This window comes from Mesorhizobium sp. C432A (assembly GCF_030323145.1).
GTDB lineage: Bacteria > Pseudomonadota > Alphaproteobacteria > Rhizobiales > Rhizobiaceae > Mesorhizobium.
Window position 1 is genome coordinate 4,481,933 of sequence record NZ_CP100470.1, and the last position, 17,199, is coordinate 4,499,131.

A 17,199-nucleotide genomic window follows, 5' to 3' on the forward strand; every position below is an offset into this window, starting at 1 on the left:
CTATGATGCCGCGATGACCCGTCCTTACGCTCCCGGCTATCGCATTCCGACCGACCTGTTGCTCAAGGCCTATGCCTCGGGCGTCTTCCCGATGGCCGAGAGCGCTTCCGACCCGGAAGTGTTCTGGGTGCGGCCGGAGACGCGCGGCATCATACCGCTCGATGGCTTCCACACGCCGAAGAGCTTGCGGAAGACAATTCGCAAGCACCCGTTCGACATCCGCTTCGATTTCGATTTCGAGGCGACGATCGACGGCTGCGCCGAAAAGCGCGAGGAGCGCCGCTCGACCTGGATCAACGCGCCGATCCGCGAAGCCTATATCGAACTGCACCGTCTGGGGCACTGCCATTCGGTCGAGGCATGGCGCGAGGAACGGCTGGTCGGCGGCCTCTATGGCGTCTCGCTCGGTCGCGTGTTCTTCGGCGAAAGCATGTTCGCCCGGGAAACCGACGCGTCCAAGACCTGCCTGTATCATCTGGTCGAGCGGCTGAAGGCGCGCGGCTTTGCCCTGCTCGACACGCAATTCACCACTGAGCATCTCAAACGCTTCGGCGCGGTCGACGTGCCGCGCGTCAAATACGAGAAGATGTTGGCCGACGCGCTGAAGGGCGAAGCCGTTTTTTATCCCTGATCGGAGACCGAGCGGCCGAGCCGGCTCGACCGGTGAAAGGGGTCAGCCCTTCGCGGCTTCCATCGGCGTCTGCGAATGGAACATCATCTTCCAGCCGTTGACACGGTGGACATAGCCAGTGCTGACCAGCGCCGCGTAGGGCTCGCCGTTTTCCCGTGTCGCATGAGCCTCATAGGTCAGCATGATAATGTCGCTGCCGGGCTCGATGATACCCTTGAGGTCGATCTGAAGGTCGCGCCAGCGGTTGGGCTTGGTCGCGGTCTTGGCCAGATCGGCATTGTCCATTGCCTGTGCCATCTCAGGAAATGCCACCAGGCATTCTGTGTCGACATTGGCGGCGTAGTAAGCTTCGTCGCCCGTCCAGAACCCCTTTTCGAGTTCGAGCAGGTCGTCTTTGCTGGCCGTTATCCGTTTGCTGTCCGACATCAGAATATCCTCCAAGCGCATAAATGCGTCATCGTCCATGGCCCAACGCATAGTTGCCACCACGGTTCCGGAGGATCAGTTGGTGTTGGTCGCGTCAGGTTCCGTGGGGTCTGGCTGTTCGGCGGCCGGAGCAGCGGCGGGCTTTGGCTTGGACGTGTCGACCTTGGGCGTCTCGGCATTGGCCGCGTCGGGCGGCGGCACATCCGACTTCTGCTTGCAGCCCTTTAGCCAGACGTCATAGACGGCGTGCTCGACGGCGTTTAGGCCGGGGCTCTCGGCGAACATCCAGCCGGTGAAGATGCGGCGGATCTTGCGGTCGAGCGTGATTTCGTCGACTTCGACGAAGGAATCGGTCTTCGGCTCTTCATTCTCCGGCCGCGAATAGCAGATGCGCGGCGTCACCTGCAAAGCGCCGAACTGCACGGTTTCGTCGATGTAGACATCGAAGGTGATGATACGGCCGGTGATCTTGTCGATGCCGGCAAATTCGGCGACCGGATTGGTGATGCGATCGGAGATTGCGGGTGCTGCCGCAGGCGCCTGCGCCGCGGCAAACGCTGTCGGGAACATGGCGATAGCGCCAATTGCCGCCAGTCCGGCCATCGATGTCAGGCTGAAAATGTTCATGCGGAGATACCGGTGGTTTGGGCCCGGGTGATTCTGTCACGCCCAAGGCTATTCGCCGTTGTCATATCAGCAAGCAGCTAAACGCCAATTGTGGCGACAAAGGACCGGCCGGCGGTCAAGAACCAGGCGTCCACGCATCGTAGTCGCCCGTCACCTGCGGACGGTGCTGATTGGTGAGCACGGAACCCTTCGGGCGATAAGCCGCCGGTGTTCCCGTGAGGTTCGGCTCATGCGCCTTTTCCCATTCGCGCGGCCGATAGTCATCGCTTGGCGGCGCCACATCGACGCGGTGATGCATCCAGCCGTGCCAGCCCGGAGGGATCGCCGACGCCTCCGAATAATTGGCGTAGATGACCCAGCGGCGGGTGCGGCCTTCCGAATCGACGCCGCCTTCGTAGTAGACGTTGCCGGCCCCATCCTGGCCGACCTTGTTGCCGTGGCGCCAGGTGTGAAAACGGGTTCCCAGCGTCTGGCGGTTCCACCAGGTGAAAAACTGCAGAAGGAAAGTTTTCATTCAGATCCTCGCGGGGCGCACGGCGGTGCCAGCTTCCTGCTTATGGCGTCAGGACTCCGCGAAGGCAAGGGTTTTGCGGTGCCTGCGGCACTGACGGCATGCCGAAACGCTCAGTGATTGGCCGATCCATTTCGCACCTGCGAACCGACGCTTGCCAAGCCGGCTGCGTCTTCCTAAAGCTCTCATCGTCGGCGCTGCCGCATGACCCCGAAAATCGAAATCGATTTTCGGAAAGGATCATGCGCAAACCAAAGTGCTACAGCGTCCTTTGCGCGTCCACGGGACGCGCGGCGCTGTAGTCAACGCCGGCTGCGGGAGGTGAGGAATGGCCCCAGCTGTCGCCAGGATCAGTGCGGAGACAATACGCGCCCGCAAGGGCGGCGTGCCGGTCGTATGCCTTACCGCTTACACCTATCCCGTCGCCCGCCTGCTCGACGATCATGTCGACCTTCTCCTGGTCGGCGACAGCGTTGCCATGGTGCTGCATGGCCACAAGACCACGCTTGGCGCGTCGCTGGAAATGATGATCGTCCATGGCCAGGCCGTGATGCGCGGCTCGGCAAAGGCCTGCGTGGTGGTCGACATGCCGGCCGGCAGCTACGAGACTTCGGCCGCGCAAGCCCTTGCCTCGGCGCGCCGCATCTCTGAGGAAACCGGCTGCCAGGCGGTGAAGCTGGAAGGCGGCGTCGACGTCGCCCTCCAGATCGCCGCAATCGTCGCGGCCGGCATTCCAGTGATGGGCCATATCGGCTTGCAGCCGCAATCGGTGGAAAAGGACGGTGGCTACAAGATCAAGGGCCGCACGCCGGAGAATGTGGCCGCGCTCATGCGCGACGCCGACGCGGTCGCAAAGGCCGGCGCGTTTTCGCTGGTCATCGAAGGCACGGTCGAGACCGTTGCCGCCGACCTCACCCGGCGCATTGCCATTCCCACCATCGGCATCGGCGCCAGCCGCGATTGCGACGGCCAGATCCTGGTCATCGACGACATGGTCGGCCTGACGGTCGACCGGGTGCCGAAATTCGTCAAGGAATACGCCGATTTGCGCAGCGCGGTCGCCGATGCCGCGGCGCGTTATGCGGCGGAGGTGCGCAGCCGCACCTTCCCCGGGCCGGGCCACGTCTTTTCAGCCGCGAGCGACAAGGACAAGGCATGAACCGGCCCCCCATAAGCCAGCCGCTCGTCGTCGACACCGTGCCCGGCCTTCGCGCGCAGATCCGCGAATGGCGGCGCGAAGGCCTGAGCGTCGCCATGGTGCCGACCATGGGCGCTTTGCATGACGGCCATATCTCGCTGGTCGGGGCCGCGCTCGCAACGGCCGATCGCTGCGTCGTCTCGATCTTCGTCAACCCGGCCCAGTTCGCCCCCACTGAAGATCTCGACAAGTATCCGCGTCAGCTGGCCCGCGATCTCGACCGGCTGACCGAGGCCGGCGCACAGCTTGCCTTCACGCCTACGGTTTCCGAGATGTATCCGGCAGGCTTTGCGACGAAGATTTCGGTCGGCGGCCCGTCTTCTGGCCTGGAATCGGATTTCAGGCCGACCTTCTTCGAGGGCGTCGCCACGGTCGTGGCCAAGCTCTTTCTGCAAGCCCTGCCCGACTACGCCATCTTCGGCGAAAAAGACTACCAGCAGCTTTGCGTCGTCCGAAAGCTCTGCCGCGATCTTGACCTTCCGGTGGAAATCGTCGGCGCGCCAACCGTGCGCGATGCGCATGGCCTGGCAATGTCGTCGCGCAACGCCTATCTCGACGCCGCCGAGCTCGACGTCGCGCGACAGCTCAATGTCATCTTGCGCCAGACGGCGGCAGCGCTCGCGGCCGGTGCCGATGAAAACGGCGTGACCGGTAAAGCCACTGCCGCGCTTCTCGAGGCAGGCTTCGACAGCGTCGACTATGTCGCCGCGCGCGAGAGCCTGACGCTCACCTCGTGGCGGCGTGACGGCGATGGCCGCCTGCTTGCCGCGGCGTGGCTTGGCAGAACCAGGTTGATCGACAATGTGGAAGTTTACTCATTTATTCCCTGAAAAATTCCAATTCCGTTCACTTTGATTTGTATCGCAGAGCGGCCCGAGCGCTCTTAGACAACGGCTCATCAGGTACGTTCTGGCCAGCCCGTAAGCGCTCACGATACACCGAACGCCGCTGTGAGACGTTTCACAGACGTAACCAAGCCGGCTATGTTGTGTGCGACCCCAGGCAGAGACAGTGTGTGACCTGCCACTACGCTGCAATCCTTACGAGGCTCTACGTGTCTGTCCAGGCCAACATAGTCGGTCGCGCCCTGCCGCAGATCGTCGAGGCAATCTACGATTCGATTGTCGATGTCGGCCGTTGGCCATCGACGCTTGAATCAATCTGCAAATTGGCGCTCGGCCGGCTTGCCATGCTGGCGGTCGTCGATACGGCGAGAAACTCGGCCCGGTTTTCGACTTCCTGCGGCGATCCGGTTCTGCTTGAGCCGCTGCAGCGCGACTACGCCTGCGAGGTGCCCTTTTTCAAGGCGGTGCCGAAGATGGAAGTCGACATACCGTTCACCGTCGACAGCGTCTACGCCCTGCAAGGCCCTGACGCCCGCCAGAACTGGCTCGAAAGCCGCATCGTGCGCGAGTGGGTGGAACCCAACCGTCTCGACGATTTCTTCTGGGTAGCGCTGATGAAGCAGCCGGCGCGCACCGGCACGCTGATGGTGGTTACCGACAAGGACAGGCCCCAGATTTCAGCCAGGGATATCGACCTGATGTCCAGGCTCGCCCCCCATGTCCGGCGTGCGGTGACCATCGGCGACCTGTTCGAGGCCGAGCGGCGCAAGGCCGACATCTTTCGCTCGATCCTTGAGAGCCTCGACCATCCAGTGCTGATCGTCGCCGACGATATGCAGATCATTTTCGCCAATCCGGCAGCCGAAGCCCTGCTCACCGAAACCGCCTCAGTGTCCTCGGTGCGCGGCCAGCTGTCCTTCGCTTATGCCAACGCCAACACCGCCATCGGCCGCGCCGTCCAGCTCGGCACGCGCGACGAATTCGCGCTCGGACCGTCCGGCATCAACATTCCGCTGGTGAAGGCCATGTCTCCGGCGGTGGCGCATGTCATGCCTCTGGCGCGACGCGACATTTCGGCCCGCATATCGCCGCGCGCCGCCGCGGCCATTTTCATTGCCGCCGCCGGCGCCGCATCAGTGCCGGCGCTGGAAGCGATCGCTGCGCTGTTCGGACTGACCGCAGCGGAAAAGCGTGTCGCCGGCCATGTCGCCGCCGGGCTGACACGGCGTGAAATCGCGGCTGCCAGCGGCGTCTCGGACGGCACCGTCAAATCACAGCTGGCAACCATCTTCGACAAGACCGCCACCGGCGACCAGCGAGAGCTGGAACTCCTGATGCGCGAATTGACGCCGCCGCTGCGCTCGGCCTGAAGCCATACTCGGAGCCAATCGTCAAATCTTTCAACTATTTGCCGGTACGCACGCGTAATCCACAATACCAAGCCGGCATCGTTGCAATTCGGCCAAAATCATGGTGCGGTTCTGCTCCGGTCCGGAGACGGTGCATCGTGCACGACCGGACGTGGAAACGATTTCCTGGGCGGTCCCCGAACTTGATACCGACACGAATTGAACGGCTGCTGCCTTACCTCTTCCTGCTGGCCCTGCTTTGCATCGCGCTCGCTTTCCGTCCGCTACTGCCGGTCGATGAGACGCGCTATCTCAGCGTCGCCTGGGAGATGTATCTCGGTGGACATGTCTTCGTACCGACGATGAACTTTGCGCCCTATCTGCAGAAGCCGCCGCTGTTGTTCTGGCTCATCGATCTCTCTTGGAACATCTTCGGCGTGAGCCGCGCGGCGGCGATGCTCGTCATCTTCGCCGCCTCGTCGCTGGTCATCTGGCTGACGACGCTTCTGGCCAAAACCCTGTTTCCCGAGCGCCAGGACATCGCCAGCCGCATCCCCTGGCTGGTGGCCGGCAGCACCGTCTTTGTCATCTATTCGACCCTGATCCTGTTCGACATGCTTTTGACGGCCTGCGTGGTCGCCGCACTGCTGTCGTTGCTGGGCTTCGCCAGGACCGGCAACCGCTGGCAGGCGGTGCTGGCGGGTCTGTTCATCGGGCTCGGCGTGCTGGCCAAAGGCCCGGTCGTGCTCATTCACATCGGCGCGCCCGTCCTACTCTATCCCCTCTGGCGTGACCGGCGAGCCGGCCTTGCCCCTTTGCAGTTCTTTGCCGGGGCCGGCCTGGCAATTCTCGCCGCCCTTGTCCCGGTCGCCATATGGCTGGCGCCCGCGACCATCCTGACCAAGGGCAGTTTCGTCTACGACCTCGTCTGGAACCAGTCGGCGGGTCGGGTTACCGGAAGCCTGCACAATTCGCATGGCCGGCCGTTTTACTTTTACCTGATGCTGTTGCCGCTCATGTTCGTGCCCTGGGCCTTTATCCCCCCGGTGTGGCGGCTGAGGCCGGCTGCCCGGATACGCAGCCTGATCGACACCAAATCCCCGGATCTGCGTGCCCTGCGCCTGCTGTCGTTCTCGTTCATTGCGGTGCTGCTGGTCTTCAGCGCCATATCCGGCAAGCAGCCGCACTATGTCGTGCCGGCACTACCCTTCGCGACCATTCTGCTGGGCTACTTCATGGCTGAGATTTCAGTCGCCAGGCTGAGGGCGACGGCCTTTGTCATGCTTGCCCTTTTCGCCATCGGCCACGCCGCCGCCTCGGCGACCGTGTTCAAACGCTACGATCTCACGCCGCTGGCGAGCTTCATCGACGAACGAAAGGACGCGGACTGGGCCGTCGCTTACGACTATCAGGGCGAGGTCGGTTTCCTTGGGCGAATAGAGAAGCCATTCGAGAACGCCGACAAGCCCGAGGAATGGCTCAAGTCTCACCCCGGCGGCTACGTCATCGAAAAGCAATCGAAAGATCCGGGCACATCCGAACAGATCGCCTTCCGGCAGCCGGTGGAACGCGGCTATCTGGTCGTGCTGAAAGGACAGCACTGAGCGTTTCGTCGGGCGCCTATCCCAGCGGTTTCTCGAAGATCAGCGCCGGCAACCCCGAACCGCCGCCGCAATCGGCGGTGCTGCCGACCGGCAAAAATCCCTTCGAACGGTAGAAGGCGATGGCCGGCACGTTGGCCTCTTCCACCTCGACGCGCAACCTGTTCGCCTCGGGAAAGCTGGCTTCGACCTCGTCCAGCAAGGCCTGGCCGATGCCTTGCCGCTGGCAGGCCGGCAGTACATAGAGCTGGTTCAGCAACACGATCTTCGCATCCGCCGTTGCGGCGGCAAAAGCCATCCCGCCGATACGCTTGCCGTCATCGGCGACCAGGAATTCCGAGTTCGGCCTTGTCAGCCGCGCCTTGAGCGAGGCGATCGAATGCCAGTCGTCGGTAATTTCGGTCACCCGCTGGGCGCCATAGATCGTGTCGTAGGTTGCGTGCCAGGTTTCGACCAGCAGCGCGCGGACGGCGGCAAGGTCACGTTCGCTGGCGGTGCGGACGAACATTGTTCTATTCGATACCGAGCTTGGCCTTGACCAGATCGTTGACCGCCTGCGGGTTGGCCTTGCCGCCGGTGGCTTTCATCACCTGGCCGACGAACCAGCCGGCCATGGTCGGCTTGGCGCGAGCCTGCTCGACCTTGTCGGGGTTGGCGGCGATCACCTCGTCGACCGCTTTCTCGATGGCGCCGGTGTCGGTGACCTGCTTCATGCCGCGGCTTTCGACCAACTGGCGCGGATCGCCGCCCTCGTTCCAGACGATCTCGAACAGATCCTTGGCGATCTTGCCGGAGATGGTGCCTTCCTTGATCAGGTCGATCACGGCACCGAGCTGCTCCGGTGTTACAGGAGCATTTTCAATGCCCTTGCCGGCCTTGTTAAGCTGGCCGAGCAGGTCATTGATGACCCAGTTGGCGGCAAGCTTGCCGTCGCGGCCCGAGGCCACCTGCTCGAAATAGTCGGCGATCGGCTTTTCCGACACCAGGATCGAGGCGTCGTATGTCGACAGGCCAAGTGAGGAGATCAGGCGCGCCTTCTTGTCGTCGGGCAGTTCCGGCAACTCCTTGGCCAGCGCGTCGACATAGGCCTGGTCGAACTCCAGCGGCAAAAGGTCGGGATCGGGGAAGTAGCGGTAGTCATGCGCCTCTTCCTTGCTGCGCATCGAGCGCGTCTCGCCTTTGACGGCGTCGAACAGCCTGGTTTCCTGGTCGATCTTGCCGCCATCCTCGAGGATGGCGATCTGTCGGCGCGCCTCGAACTCGATGGCCTGGCCGATGAAGCGGATCGAGTTGACGTTCTTGATCTCACAGCGCGTACCGAATTCGCCGCCGGGCTTGCGAACGGAGACGTTGACGTCGGCGCGCATCGAACCTTCGTCCATGTTGCCGTCGCAAGTGCCGAGATAGCGCACGATGGTGCGCAGCTTGGTGACATACGCCTTGGCCTCGTCGGCGGAGCGCATGTCGGGCTTGGAGACAATCTCCATCAGCGCCACGCCGGAGCGGTTGAGATCGACATAGGACATGGTGGGATGCTGATCGTGCATCGACTTGCCGGCGTCCTGCTCCAGGTGCAGGCGCTCGATGCCGATCTCGATGTCCTCGAACTCGCCCTGCCGGTCGGGACCGACCGAAATGACGATCGTGCCTTCGCCGACGATCGGCTGCTTGAACTGCGATATCTGGTAACCCTGCGGCAGGTCGGGATAGAAATAGTTTTTCCGGTCGAACACCGACTTGTGGTTGATCTGCGCCTTCAATCCGAGGCCGGTGCGGATCGCCTGCTTGACGCATTCCTCATTGATGACCGGCAGCATGCCGGGCATGGCCGCGTCGACCAGACTGACATTGGCGTTGGGCGCCGCGCCGAAAGTCGTCGACGCCCCGGAAAACAGCTTTGCTTCCGAGGTCACCTGCGCGTGAACCTCGAGGCCGATGATGATCTCCCAATCGCCGGTGGCGCCGGGGATAAAACGTTTGGCGTCGGGCGTGCGGGTATCGATAAGGGTCATGGTGGCCTGCGCTTTTGGCTCGCGAAAACTGCGATTTTCGCGAATTTGGGTATCGGTCTTCGCTAGTGCAAACCGCTTCGCGAGACAAGCGCCCAAAGCAGCGCAGAGCAGCGGGCTGGTCTTTTCAGCCCCTTTCGGCCGCTCGGCAACCGATAGAATGAACGCCGCCGGCCGGTATTCGGTCGGCGGTTTCTTCGTCAGGTCAGGCCGTTGCGATATAGGCCCTGATTTCGTCGGCCTCGCGCTCGACATCCTCGATGCGGCGCTTGACCACGTCGCCGATCGACACGATGCCGTCGAGCAGCCCGTCCTTTTCCACCGGCAGATGGCGGAAACGGCCTTTGGTCATGATCTCCATCACCTCGTTGACCGTGTGGTTCTCGTTGCAGATCTTCACTTTCGGCGTCATCGCCGAGCGTACCGTTATATCAAGTGCGGCAGCGCCTTCCCTGGCGACGACCCGCACGATGTCACGCTCGGAAAGGATGCCGACGATCTTGCGATCGCCGTTGGTGATGACCAGTGCACCGATCTTGTGGTCGGCCAGGATTCGAATGGCTTCGCTGAGCTTTACATTCGGCCCGAGCGTGAACACGTCATGGCCTTTTCTCTCGAGAATTGCCTTAACCGTCATGGCGTCCTCCTCCTCCTGCTTGGCTAGCCAGCTCCCGCCCTGACCGGCTTCACATAAGAGTGAACATCGTGCGCCGTGATCGGTTGCTTTTCAAGTGTGCCAGTGGGGTGTGCCAGTGGGGTGCGCCAATAGAGTGCGCTAGTGGGGGGTGCGCTGGTCGTCGGGGATCTCCCATTCAGGCGCCCGCCAGCGCCGGTCGAACCAGCGCAATCCGAAGAAGCCTGCGACGAGGCCGCCAATGTGCGCTTCCCAGGCGATCTGGCCGGGTTCTCCGAGCCCGAGACCGTAAAGGCCGGTGGCGAGATTGATGACCATCCAGGCGCCGAGAAAATTGACGACGCCGCGCATGCGCAAAACGACTGCGATCGGCAGCACGGGACCGGCAAAGGCCGCCCTGCCGGAGGAGCGGTCGGTACGGAACCCGAAGCGAGCCGCCGCACCCATCATGCCCGATATCGCCCCGGAAGCGCCGACCAGCGGTGCTTCGCCGTATGGATGGACCGCCCAGAACAGCACCACCGCGGCCAGCCCGGTGGCGGCGAAAAACAAGGCGAACCAGAACCAGCCGAGACGGTTGGCCAGCGGCGACCCGAAGGCGGCCAGCGCAACCATGTTGATGGCAATGTGGGCAACGCCACCATGCATGAAGGCATAGGTGAAAGGACGGGTGAAGAGGAACCAGTCGAAACCGTATTGGCCGGTGTAGAGGACCGGAATGAAGGCGCCGTCGGTGAGCAATGTTATCTGCTGCTCTTCGGTCAGCACATATTGCTGCAGCAGGAAGACGGCAACGCAGATGCCGATCACCGCCAGCACCGCCGGTGGCAGGTTGAACACCGGCTCGCGGCGCGGCGGCGGCGCCTCCGCGGTCTGTTCGGTCTCCAGGGGGCCGGCCGGTTCGCTCATATGCTCTGATCCAGGGATTTGCGTGTCGCGAGCATCTAGGCCATGCCCGGACAAATCACAAACTACGAATCACAAAGCGCGAATCACAAACCGCGAATCAAAAAGAAGCCGTCCAAGGTTTCCCTTGAACGGCTGGTCGAGCCCCCTGCTCCCCTAAAACTATTGACCGAAGTGCTGTTGGTCGTCGCGAAACGACCGCTTCTGGAGTGGTTTTGGTGTGCCATGGCAAGCCTGCGCGCGCAACGTAAACCACTTGTTAACCTTAACGCCCCCGACCCGTGAACAAGTCTTAACGACGCTGGCACGCATCCTGCTCCGGAACGCATGTAGGTCATCGGAGGGCGCCCTTTCTGTTCACCGATGGGACCATCAGACGGCAGAATGCGCGGAGTTTAATAGCATGAACCAGAACGGATCAATCGCGCTGTTCCATTATTGGAATCGCCTGCGTGGTGGACGTCCTGCCCCAAAGCGTTCGGAGATCGAACCTGCCGACATCAAGGCGCTTTTGGCCGACACCTTCATCCTGGAAAGGGATACGCGTGGCGAAGCGGTGTTCCGGCTTGCCGGCACCAGGCTTTGCGCCGGCTACGGCCGCGAGCTCAAGGGTTTTTCGTTCCCCTCGCTATGGCGTGAGAAGGACCAGCGGCTGGTGTCGCGCCTCATTCACGGGGTTTTCGAGCAGAAATCCGTGGTGCTGATCACTTATGAGGGGTTCAGCCGCAGCGGCCGTTCCAACCACTTCGAACTGCTTGCGCTGCCGCTCGATGGCGGCGTCGAGAACCCGCGCTGCCTCGGCGTCATCAGCGCCGTGGAAAAGCCGTTCTGGCTGGGCGCCGACCCGATCACCGATGCGCTGATCGATGCCATCCACGTCATCGATCCCGACAAGGACCCGATGTTCCTGAAAAACCGGCCGGAAATATCCGTTCCGTCGTTGGCTCCCGAACTCGAAGCGCCGGAGACCATCTCGGCGCTCGGTCGGTCGCGCCGTATCCGCCACCTCGTCGTGTTCGACGGCGGGCGCGAGCAATAGTCTCCAAGCCGGCGCTAATCTTAACTATCGGCGACCCACTTTTCTCCTTTGTTAACCTGCTTGGCTGTAGTTTTGGCCGAGATTCCACGCACGACGCGGGAATGCCAACGGGGTGTAGGCAGTCATGAGGTCAGCGGCGGTCGAATACGCGCCGTCCCGCGCCGAAAGGCGTAACTTTCAGCGCGTCCGGGTCAAGATCTACGGGCGCTTCATGCTGGAGGACCGCACCGAACACCCTTGCCAGGTCGTCGATATGTCACCGGGCAATGTCGCGTTGCGCACCGAGCGCGTCGGCATGCCGGGCGAAAAAATCATTGCCTATATCGATCATATCGGCCGCATCGAGGGCGTGGTGACGCGCACTTCGCAGGACGGCTTTGCCATGACCGTCATTGCCTCGGATCGCAAGAAGGACAAACTGGCCGCGCAGTTGACCTGGCTCGCCAACAAGCATGAACTCGACCTGCCGGAAGACCGCCGCCACGAACGCGTGGCGCCGCGCAACCCGACAAGCGTGCTGCAGCTCACCGATGGGCGCCAGTATCAGTGCCGCATCATCGACCTGTCGCTATCGGGCGCGGCGGTCGAGATCGACGTCAAGCCGGCGCTCGGCATCCAGGTGATGCTAGGCACCATGCGTGGCCAGGTGGTGCGTCATTTCGAGGATGGCGTCGCCATCGAATTCGCCGTCATCCAACGCCCGGAAACGCTCGATTCCGAGTTCAACGCCCCGCGCGCCTGAACGATCGGCAACAGGCAGCAAAAACGAACCGGCCCTTCGCGGCCGGTTTTTTGTTGCCGGCGTTCCGCCTGCCTCTGCAGCTTGTAGCGGCACGCAGCAAATCCACGGCTCCACCCGGAAATCCGCGCCCCGACACCGCGGTTTTACGCCGAGACCCTGAACGATTTTATACTCAAATAGATCAAATTTTACGCGTATTCTATTGAGGTTTTACTCAATGTCTACTTCGGGTTTTTGCGTCAAATAAATCCAACGCTGTCATTGTCTCCTCAAACGGGGAGACTGACGAATGGCAAAGACGTGGGGCAAGCTGTTGCTCTTGGCAATGGCGATGCAGCTTTCCGCTTGGGGAACGGCGCAAGCAGCAGGACCGGCCTACATGCACACTGGCGGCCGCACGACACAGCCGGTCGGTCACTACGAATTCTGCCAGAAGCTGCCGCAGGAATGCGCTCAGCGCACGCCGAAGCAGGCGCCCGTCGAACTGACGCGCAAGCTGTGGGCGGCGATCGTCGACGTCAACAATTCTGTCAACACCCGGATCGTGCCGCGCACCGACATGGAAATGTGGGGCAAGGAAGAGGTCTGGTCCTATCCCGACAGCGGCTTCGGCGACTGCGAGGACTATGCGCTGGAGAAGCGCCGCGAATTGATGGCGCTTGGCGTTCCCGCCGGCAATCTCTTGATGACCGTAGCGCGCCAACAAAATGGCGACGGCCATGCGGTGCTGACCGTGCGCACCAGCCTCGGCGAGTTCATCCTCGACAATCTGGAGTCCAAGGTGCTGTCCTGGACCGACACCGACTACACCTACCTGAAGCGCCAGTCCGACCAGAATTCCGGCGTGTGGGTGACGATCAACGACGGCCGCGCCGACGCGGTTGCCAGCGTCCGCTAGGACGCCATTACAGAGGTCAAGCACATCGAATAATGCGACGTGCCTAACGAGAAAGCCCGGTCGAGTCCCCACCCTCCCCGTCCCCAACGACCGGGTTTTAAGGAGCCGGCCCCGTCCCCGGGCCGGCTCCACCATTTCAGACCATGATCCCGAACCGAAGGACCGCGTCAGCGAAAGCGAGAAACGATTTTTGCTGCGCTGACCTGCCGTTCGGAAAAGATCATCGTCAAACAGGAATAGAGTTCAGGCCTTCTTCAGCCCGGCCTTGAAGCGCTTGCCGTTGGCGACATAGTGCGCGGCCGAGGCGCGCAGCCTGGCGACAGCGGCATCGTCCAGCGTCCTGATCACCCGCGCGGGCGAGCCGACGATCAGGCAATTGTCGGGGAACTCCTTGCCTTCGGTGACTAGCGCGCCGGCGCCGACCAGGCAATTCCTGCCGATCCTGGCGCCGTTGAGCACTATGGCGCCCATGCCGATCAGGCTGTTGTCGCCGATCGTGCAGCCATGCAGCAAGGCGCGGTGGCCGATCGTGCAGCCCTGCCCGATCGTCAGGGGAAAACCGGGATCGGTGTGCATCACCGTGTGTTCCTGGACATTGCTGTCGGCGCCGATGACGATCGCCTCGTTGTCGCCGCGGATGACCACGCCAAACCAGAAGCCGGCATTGCGACCGACGCTGATGTCGCCGATCAACGTCGCGTCCGGCGCGATCCAGTTGCTGTCGGGATCATCGAAACGGGGCGCTTTTCCGTCGATTGCATAGGTCGGCATTTGCAGTCTCCGATTCGTCGCAGGCCGGGACAAACCCTAGAACAATCCTACGAAAACCGCGTAGCGGTTTCCCCCAGCAATTGCCTCAAGGCAAATACCGCGCCAGCGATTCCACCAAAAGCTGAAGCGCACCAGGAGAGCCAATGCCCCAGGAGGCAATGGCGATCAGCACGATGCCCAGCGTCAGCGCCCAGGCGATCACCGTGCAGCCGCAGGACATCAGCATCAGCGTCGAAATGCGGCCCTCGCGCCGCGCATCGAGCGCATCGTTGGCGAGCATGAACGGACCGGCGCAAGCGGTCGCGGCCAGCGAGCGCAGGATGTACGCCGGCGACACATAAGGCTCGGCAAAGGCAAGCCGGCGGCCCGCCGCCAGTTCCATCACGGACCCGGTAAGCCCGCAGGCGGTGAGGCCGACGGCGAAAGCGAAGAGAACGGGCAGCAGCAGGCTCATCTTTACCTTCCGTTTACCATCAAATCGCACAGTCGCGTCCAGCGCAGCAAGAGCCATGCCGCGGCATGTGTGCCGCCCAGGGACAGAGGGCGGCGACTATGGGGATTGCGATGAAGCAGGCAGCGACCGCAGAAGAGTTCAACGTCGTCGATTCCGTGCTGATGAAGCGGGTGTTCTATGCTTTTGCCGCATTGGCGCTGCTGTCGCTGGCGATCAGCCTTGGCGGAAAATGGTTCGGCCGCTCGATCGCCATGGCCGGCTACACCGACGACACCACGGTCCACAGGGTAGTGATCGGCAACAATGTCATTGCCGTGCCGGCCAACGCCATCCGCTTCCTGCAGGCGCGGCGCGACGGCATCGCTTCGCGCCTCGACCTCTATCTGCGCTATCCCCAGATGGACGGCTACAGCGAAGCCGCCCGCGACGATTTCAACCACACGGGCACGGCCAAAAACATCATCTTCCTGTCGTTCGAACCGCAGATGATGTCGCGCGACATGAGCGGCCGTTTCGCGCCGATCTACAGCGCGCTCATCAGCCAGCCCGGCGCGCCCGGCCCCGGCGGCACGACGATTTACGGCTTTAGCGAAAAATCAGGCTATCTCAACGAGGTGCTTGCGGTCGCCGACCGGCCCGGGAAGGACCCGTTCGTCGCCCGCTGCCTGAGCGGACCGAGCGCCGAGGAATCGCTGGCGCCCTGCGAGCGGGACATCCAGGTCGGCGACAGCCTCAGCCTGACCTACCGCTTTCCCCGGGAGTTGCTGGGCAACTGGCCGGCGCTTGACGCCGCTATCGTCGCCGAGGCCACGCGCGTCCTGAAGACGGGGCGCTAGCCTGCCTCTGTTCGGGCGAAGCGAAGCGGCGCAGAAGTTTACGACCGTTGGCGGGACAGCCCCCCTTTGTCCTGCCGGACATCTCCCCGCAAGGGGGAGATTACGCCCCCATCACTGCTTTCGCCAATTATCGAGGTTGCAGAAGAAGAGCCGAGGACGGAACTGCCGATCTCCCCCCTTGCGGGGGAGATGTCCGGCAGGACAGAGGGGGTGGGAAGGATCGCCGAGGCTTGCTCTTCATCTCCCCACTTCGTTGGAGATAGGCAACTCCGATCCCCAGTTCCGCGATCAGGCCAGATCGATGTCGAGGATCGCCATCGAGAAATTATAGTCGCCGTCGTCCTCGTCCTTGAAGACGATGCCGAGGAACTCGTCGCCGACATAGACCTCGGCCGAATCTTCCTTGCGCGGCCGCGCCTTCACCTCGAGTTTGGGATTCTGGAAGACGCGCTTGAAATAGGCGTCCAGCTTTCTGATTTCGTCCGGCTTCAAAAGTCTTCTCCGATCGTCGGGCTTGCTCGTTGGAACGCGCTTCTGGCACGTCGACAATGGCGATGTAAAGGCAAGCCGGCTGGATAGAACGCGAACCCTGGGGCCGGATGATTTCAGGTCGAATCCAAATCCGCCTCTAAATCAAGGAGGTAGAGCATGATGTCGTCCGAAAACCGCCTCACACTTTTCGGCATCATGCTTCAGAGGCAACGGCGCCGGCAACCGGACTTCAGTCCGGCGCGCCGGGTGTTGCAAATCAGATGTCGAAGCTGACGACCTGGTCCATCGATTGCGACGGCAAAAGCTGGTCCATCTGGCGCGAAGGCTGGTCGCAGCCGGTCTCGCCGACGACGCGGGCCGGTACGCCGGCAACCGTCTTGTTGTGCGGCACCGGCGACAGCACGACCGAGCCTGCCGCGATCTTCGAGCAATGGCCGATCTCGATATTGCCGAGAATCTTGGCGCCGGCGCCGATCAGTACGCCGTAACGGATCTTGGGGTGGCGGTCGCCGCCGGCCTTGCCCGTGCCGCCCAGCGTCACGCCGTGCAGGATCGACACATCGTCCTCGATCACCGCCGTCTCGCCCACGACGAGGCCGGTGGCGTGGTCGATGAAGATGCCCTTGCCGATGCGGGCGGCCGGGTTGATGTCGGTCTGGAACACCGAGGACGAGCGGCTCTGCAGATAGAGCGCGAAATCCTTGCGGCCCTGATTCCACAGCCAATGTGCCAGCCTGTGCGTCTGGATCGCATGGAAACCCTTGAAATAGAGCACCGGCATGATGAAGCGGTCGCAGGCCGGATCGCGGTCGTAATAGGCCTGGATGTCGACACGCACGATCGACGACCATTCCTTGTCGTCGGCCAGCATCGACTTGAACGTCTGGCGGATGAGGTCGGAGCCGATGTCCTGATGCGCGAGCCGCTCGGCGAGCCGATGGATGACAGCTTCCTCCAGGCTCTCCTGGTTGAGGATGGTCGAATAGAGGAACGCCGCCAGAAGCGGGTCGCGGTTGACCGCTTCCATCGCCTCGTCGCGGACCGAACGCCAGATCGGATCGACCGGCTGCACCTTTGTGGGGCGGGAAATGCTGATGCTGTTCATCGACGTCTTGTCCTGCGTCCTGGCCGCTTGCCTATTCTCCGGCGGCACATATAAGCCAGATCATAGCACGATTGAACTCAATTTTCCTTAGTGCTCGGTGAAATGGATTTGGTTCACGGAAATTC

The 17,199-nt window shown here is 62.3% G+C and carries 20 protein-coding genes; 9 read left to right on the top strand and 11 right to left on the bottom strand.

What is annotated here, in order from left to right; genetic code table 11:
* Positions 1-13 precede the first annotated feature (13 nt).
* Positions 14-631, top strand: a complete 618-nt coding sequence (aat, locus tag NLY33_RS21860; RefSeq protein ID WP_023681498.1) for a leucyl/phenylalanyl-tRNA--protein transferase — start codon at positions 14-16, stop codon at positions 629-631.
* A gap of 42 nt (positions 632-673) precedes the next feature.
* Here aat and NLY33_RS21865 read toward each other — a convergent pair whose 3' ends face one another.
* The 3 genes from NLY33_RS21865 to NLY33_RS21875 all read right to left on the bottom strand — a co-directional run bounded on the left by NLY33_RS21865 (position 674) and on the right by NLY33_RS21875 (position 2,198).
* Positions 674-1,057, bottom strand: a complete 384-nt coding sequence (locus NLY33_RS21865) for a hypothetical protein (RefSeq protein ID WP_023702474.1) — start codon at positions 1,055-1,057, stop codon at positions 674-676.
* 75 nt (positions 1,058-1,132) lie between these two features.
* Positions 1,133-1,684, bottom strand: a complete 552-nt coding sequence (locus NLY33_RS21870) for a DUF2155 domain-containing protein (protein WP_023667490.1) — start codon at positions 1,682-1,684, stop codon at positions 1,133-1,135.
* Between the two features lie 115 nt (positions 1,685-1,799).
* Positions 1,800-2,198 (bottom strand): NADH:ubiquinone oxidoreductase subunit NDUFA12, encoded by a 399-nt coding sequence (locus tag NLY33_RS21875; protein WP_023667491.1) that lies wholly within the window; start codon positions 2,196-2,198, stop codon positions 1,800-1,802.
* Between the two features lie 325 nt (positions 2,199-2,523).
* On the opposite strand from NLY33_RS21875, the gene panB reads away from it, so the two are divergent.
* From panB to NLY33_RS21895, 4 genes are all read left to right on the top strand, one after another.
* Positions 2,524-3,354, top strand: coding sequence for a 3-methyl-2-oxobutanoate hydroxymethyltransferase (panB, locus tag NLY33_RS21880; RefSeq protein WP_023702475.1), 831 nt, complete (start codon positions 2,524-2,526; stop codon positions 3,352-3,354).
* Between the two features lie 11 nt (positions 3,355-3,365).
* Complete coding sequence (gene panC, locus NLY33_RS21885) at positions 3,366-4,223, top strand: pantoate--beta-alanine ligase (protein ID WP_023706622.1); 858 nt, start codon at positions 3,366-3,368, stop codon at positions 4,221-4,223.
* Between the two features lie 224 nt (positions 4,224-4,447).
* A complete protein-coding gene (locus NLY33_RS21890; RefSeq protein WP_023706621.1) occupies positions 4,448-5,608 on the top strand; it encodes a helix-turn-helix transcriptional regulator in 1,161 nt (386 codons plus the stop codon).
* A gap of 182 nt (positions 5,609-5,790) precedes the next feature.
* Positions 5,791-7,191: an ArnT family glycosyltransferase gene (locus tag NLY33_RS21895; protein WP_050587445.1), complete on the top strand. Its 1,401-nt coding sequence runs from the start codon at positions 5,791-5,793 to the stop codon at positions 7,189-7,191.
* Between the two features lie 16 nt (positions 7,192-7,207).
* On the opposite strand, the gene NLY33_RS21900 is transcribed toward NLY33_RS21895, so the two are convergent.
* From NLY33_RS21900 to NLY33_RS21915, 4 genes are all read right to left on the bottom strand, one after another.
* Positions 7,208-7,696, bottom strand: coding sequence for a GNAT family N-acetyltransferase (locus tag NLY33_RS21900; protein ID WP_023688376.1), 489 nt, complete (start codon positions 7,694-7,696; stop codon positions 7,208-7,210).
* Between the two features lie 4 nt (positions 7,697-7,700).
* Entirely contained in the window at positions 7,701-9,200 is a 1,500-nt protein-coding gene (gatB, locus tag NLY33_RS21905; protein WP_023688375.1) for an Asp-tRNA(Asn)/Glu-tRNA(Gln) amidotransferase subunit GatB, read from the bottom strand.
* A 202-nt stretch (positions 9,201-9,402) separates the two neighbouring features.
* Positions 9,403-9,834 carry a CBS domain-containing protein gene (locus tag NLY33_RS21910; protein WP_023667498.1) on the bottom strand — a complete coding sequence of 144 codons (432 nt, stop codon included), beginning with the start codon at positions 9,832-9,834 and terminating at the stop codon, positions 9,403-9,405.
* 138 nt (positions 9,835-9,972) lie between these two features.
* Positions 9,973-10,740 carry a rhomboid family intramembrane serine protease gene (locus NLY33_RS21915; protein WP_023706620.1) on the bottom strand — a complete coding sequence of 256 codons (768 nt, stop codon included), beginning with the start codon at positions 10,738-10,740 and terminating at the stop codon, positions 9,973-9,975.
* A gap of 400 nt (positions 10,741-11,140) precedes the next feature.
* Between NLY33_RS21915 and NLY33_RS21920 the strand changes: the two genes are divergently transcribed.
* The 3 genes from NLY33_RS21920 (at position 11,141) to NLY33_RS21930 (ending at position 13,416) form a co-directional block, all read left to right on the top strand.
* Positions 11,141-11,776, top strand: a complete 636-nt coding sequence (locus NLY33_RS21920; RefSeq protein WP_023706619.1) for a PAS domain-containing protein — start codon at positions 11,141-11,143, stop codon at positions 11,774-11,776.
* Between the two features lie 124 nt (positions 11,777-11,900).
* Positions 11,901-12,518 (top strand): PilZ domain-containing protein, encoded by a 618-nt coding sequence (locus NLY33_RS21925; protein WP_023667501.1) that lies wholly within the window; start codon positions 11,901-11,903, stop codon positions 12,516-12,518.
* Positions 12,519-12,807: 289 nt separating this feature from the next.
* The gene (locus tag NLY33_RS21930) at positions 12,808-13,416 is read left to right on the top strand and encodes a transglutaminase-like cysteine peptidase (RefSeq protein WP_023695381.1); all 609 of its coding nucleotides are present in this window, start codon (positions 12,808-12,810) and stop codon (positions 13,414-13,416) included.
* 243 nt (positions 13,417-13,659) lie between these two features.
* On the opposite strand, the gene NLY33_RS21935 is transcribed toward NLY33_RS21930, so the two are convergent.
* Positions 13,660-14,187, bottom strand: coding sequence for a gamma carbonic anhydrase family protein (locus NLY33_RS21935; protein ID WP_023695382.1), 528 nt, complete (start codon positions 14,185-14,187; stop codon positions 13,660-13,662).
* A gap of 85 nt (positions 14,188-14,272) precedes the next feature.
* On the bottom strand, positions 14,273-14,641 hold the full coding sequence (locus NLY33_RS21940; RefSeq protein ID WP_023667504.1) for a DUF6949 family protein: 369 nt from the start codon (positions 14,639-14,641) through the stop codon (positions 14,273-14,275).
* 110 nt (positions 14,642-14,751) lie between these two features.
* On the opposite strand from NLY33_RS21940, the gene NLY33_RS21945 reads away from it, so the two are divergent.
* Positions 14,752-15,477: a hypothetical protein gene (locus tag NLY33_RS21945; RefSeq protein WP_023706618.1), complete on the top strand. Its 726-nt coding sequence runs from the start codon at positions 14,752-14,754 to the stop codon at positions 15,475-15,477.
* Between the two features lie 288 nt (positions 15,478-15,765).
* On the opposite strand, the gene NLY33_RS21950 is transcribed toward NLY33_RS21945, so the two are convergent.
* Entirely contained in the window at positions 15,766-15,969 is a 204-nt protein-coding gene (locus NLY33_RS21950) for a DUF3126 family protein (RefSeq protein ID WP_006200852.1), read from the bottom strand.
* Positions 15,970-16,225: 256 nt separating this feature from the next.
* Positions 16,226-17,074: a serine O-acetyltransferase gene (gene cysE / locus NLY33_RS21955; RefSeq protein WP_023695384.1), complete on the bottom strand. Its 849-nt coding sequence runs from the start codon at positions 17,072-17,074 to the stop codon at positions 16,226-16,228.
* Positions 17,075-17,199 lie beyond the last annotated feature (125 nt).

Bases quoted from the DNA above. Each gene is read 5' to 3' on its own strand.
- NLY33_RS21940 (WP_023667504.1), bottom strand. From the start codon at position 14,641: ATGAGCCTGCTGCTGCCCGTTCTCTTCGCTTTCGCCGTCGGCCTCACC.
- NLY33_RS21870 (WP_023667490.1), bottom strand. From the start codon at position 1,684: ATGAACATTTTCAGCCTGACATCGATGGCCGGACTGGCGGCAATTGGC.
- NLY33_RS21945 (WP_023706618.1), top strand. From the start codon at position 14,752: ATGAAGCAGGCAGCGACCGCAGAAGAGTTCAACGTCGTCGATTCCGTG.
- panB (WP_023702475.1), top strand. From the start codon at position 2,524: ATGGCCCCAGCTGTCGCCAGGATCAGTGCGGAGACAATACGCGCCCGC.
- NLY33_RS21875 (WP_023667491.1), bottom strand. From the start codon at position 2,198: ATGAAAACTTTCCTTCTGCAGTTTTTCACCTGGTGGAACCGCCAGACG.
- aat (WP_023681498.1), top strand. From the start codon at position 14: ATGACCCGTCCTTACGCTCCCGGCTATCGCATTCCGACCGACCTGTTG.
- NLY33_RS21865 (WP_023702474.1), bottom strand. From the start codon at position 1,057: ATGTCGGACAGCAAACGGATAACGGCCAGCAAAGACGACCTGCTCGAA.
- NLY33_RS21900 (WP_023688376.1), bottom strand. From the start codon at position 7,696: ATGTTCGTCCGCACCGCCAGCGAACGTGACCTTGCCGCCGTCCGCGCG.
- NLY33_RS21910 (WP_023667498.1), bottom strand. From the start codon at position 9,834: ATGACGGTTAAGGCAATTCTCGAGAGAAAAGGCCATGACGTGTTCACG.
- cysE (WP_023695384.1), bottom strand. From the start codon at position 17,074: ATGAACAGCATCAGCATTTCCCGCCCCACAAAGGTGCAGCCGGTCGAT.
- NLY33_RS21925 (WP_023667501.1), top strand. From the start codon at position 11,901: ATGAGGTCAGCGGCGGTCGAATACGCGCCGTCCCGCGCCGAAAGGCGT.
- gatB (WP_023688375.1), bottom strand. From the start codon at position 9,200: ATGACCCTTATCGATACCCGCACGCCCGACGCCAAACGTTTTATCCCC.
- NLY33_RS21915 (WP_023706620.1), bottom strand. From the start codon at position 10,740: ATGAGCGAACCGGCCGGCCCCCTGGAGACCGAACAGACCGCGGAGGCG.
- NLY33_RS21920 (WP_023706619.1), top strand. From the start codon at position 11,141: ATGAACCAGAACGGATCAATCGCGCTGTTCCATTATTGGAATCGCCTG.
- NLY33_RS21935 (WP_023695382.1), bottom strand. From the start codon at position 14,187: ATGCCGACCTATGCAATCGACGGAAAAGCGCCCCGTTTCGATGATCCC.
- NLY33_RS21930 (WP_023695381.1), top strand. From the start codon at position 12,808: ATGGCAAAGACGTGGGGCAAGCTGTTGCTCTTGGCAATGGCGATGCAG.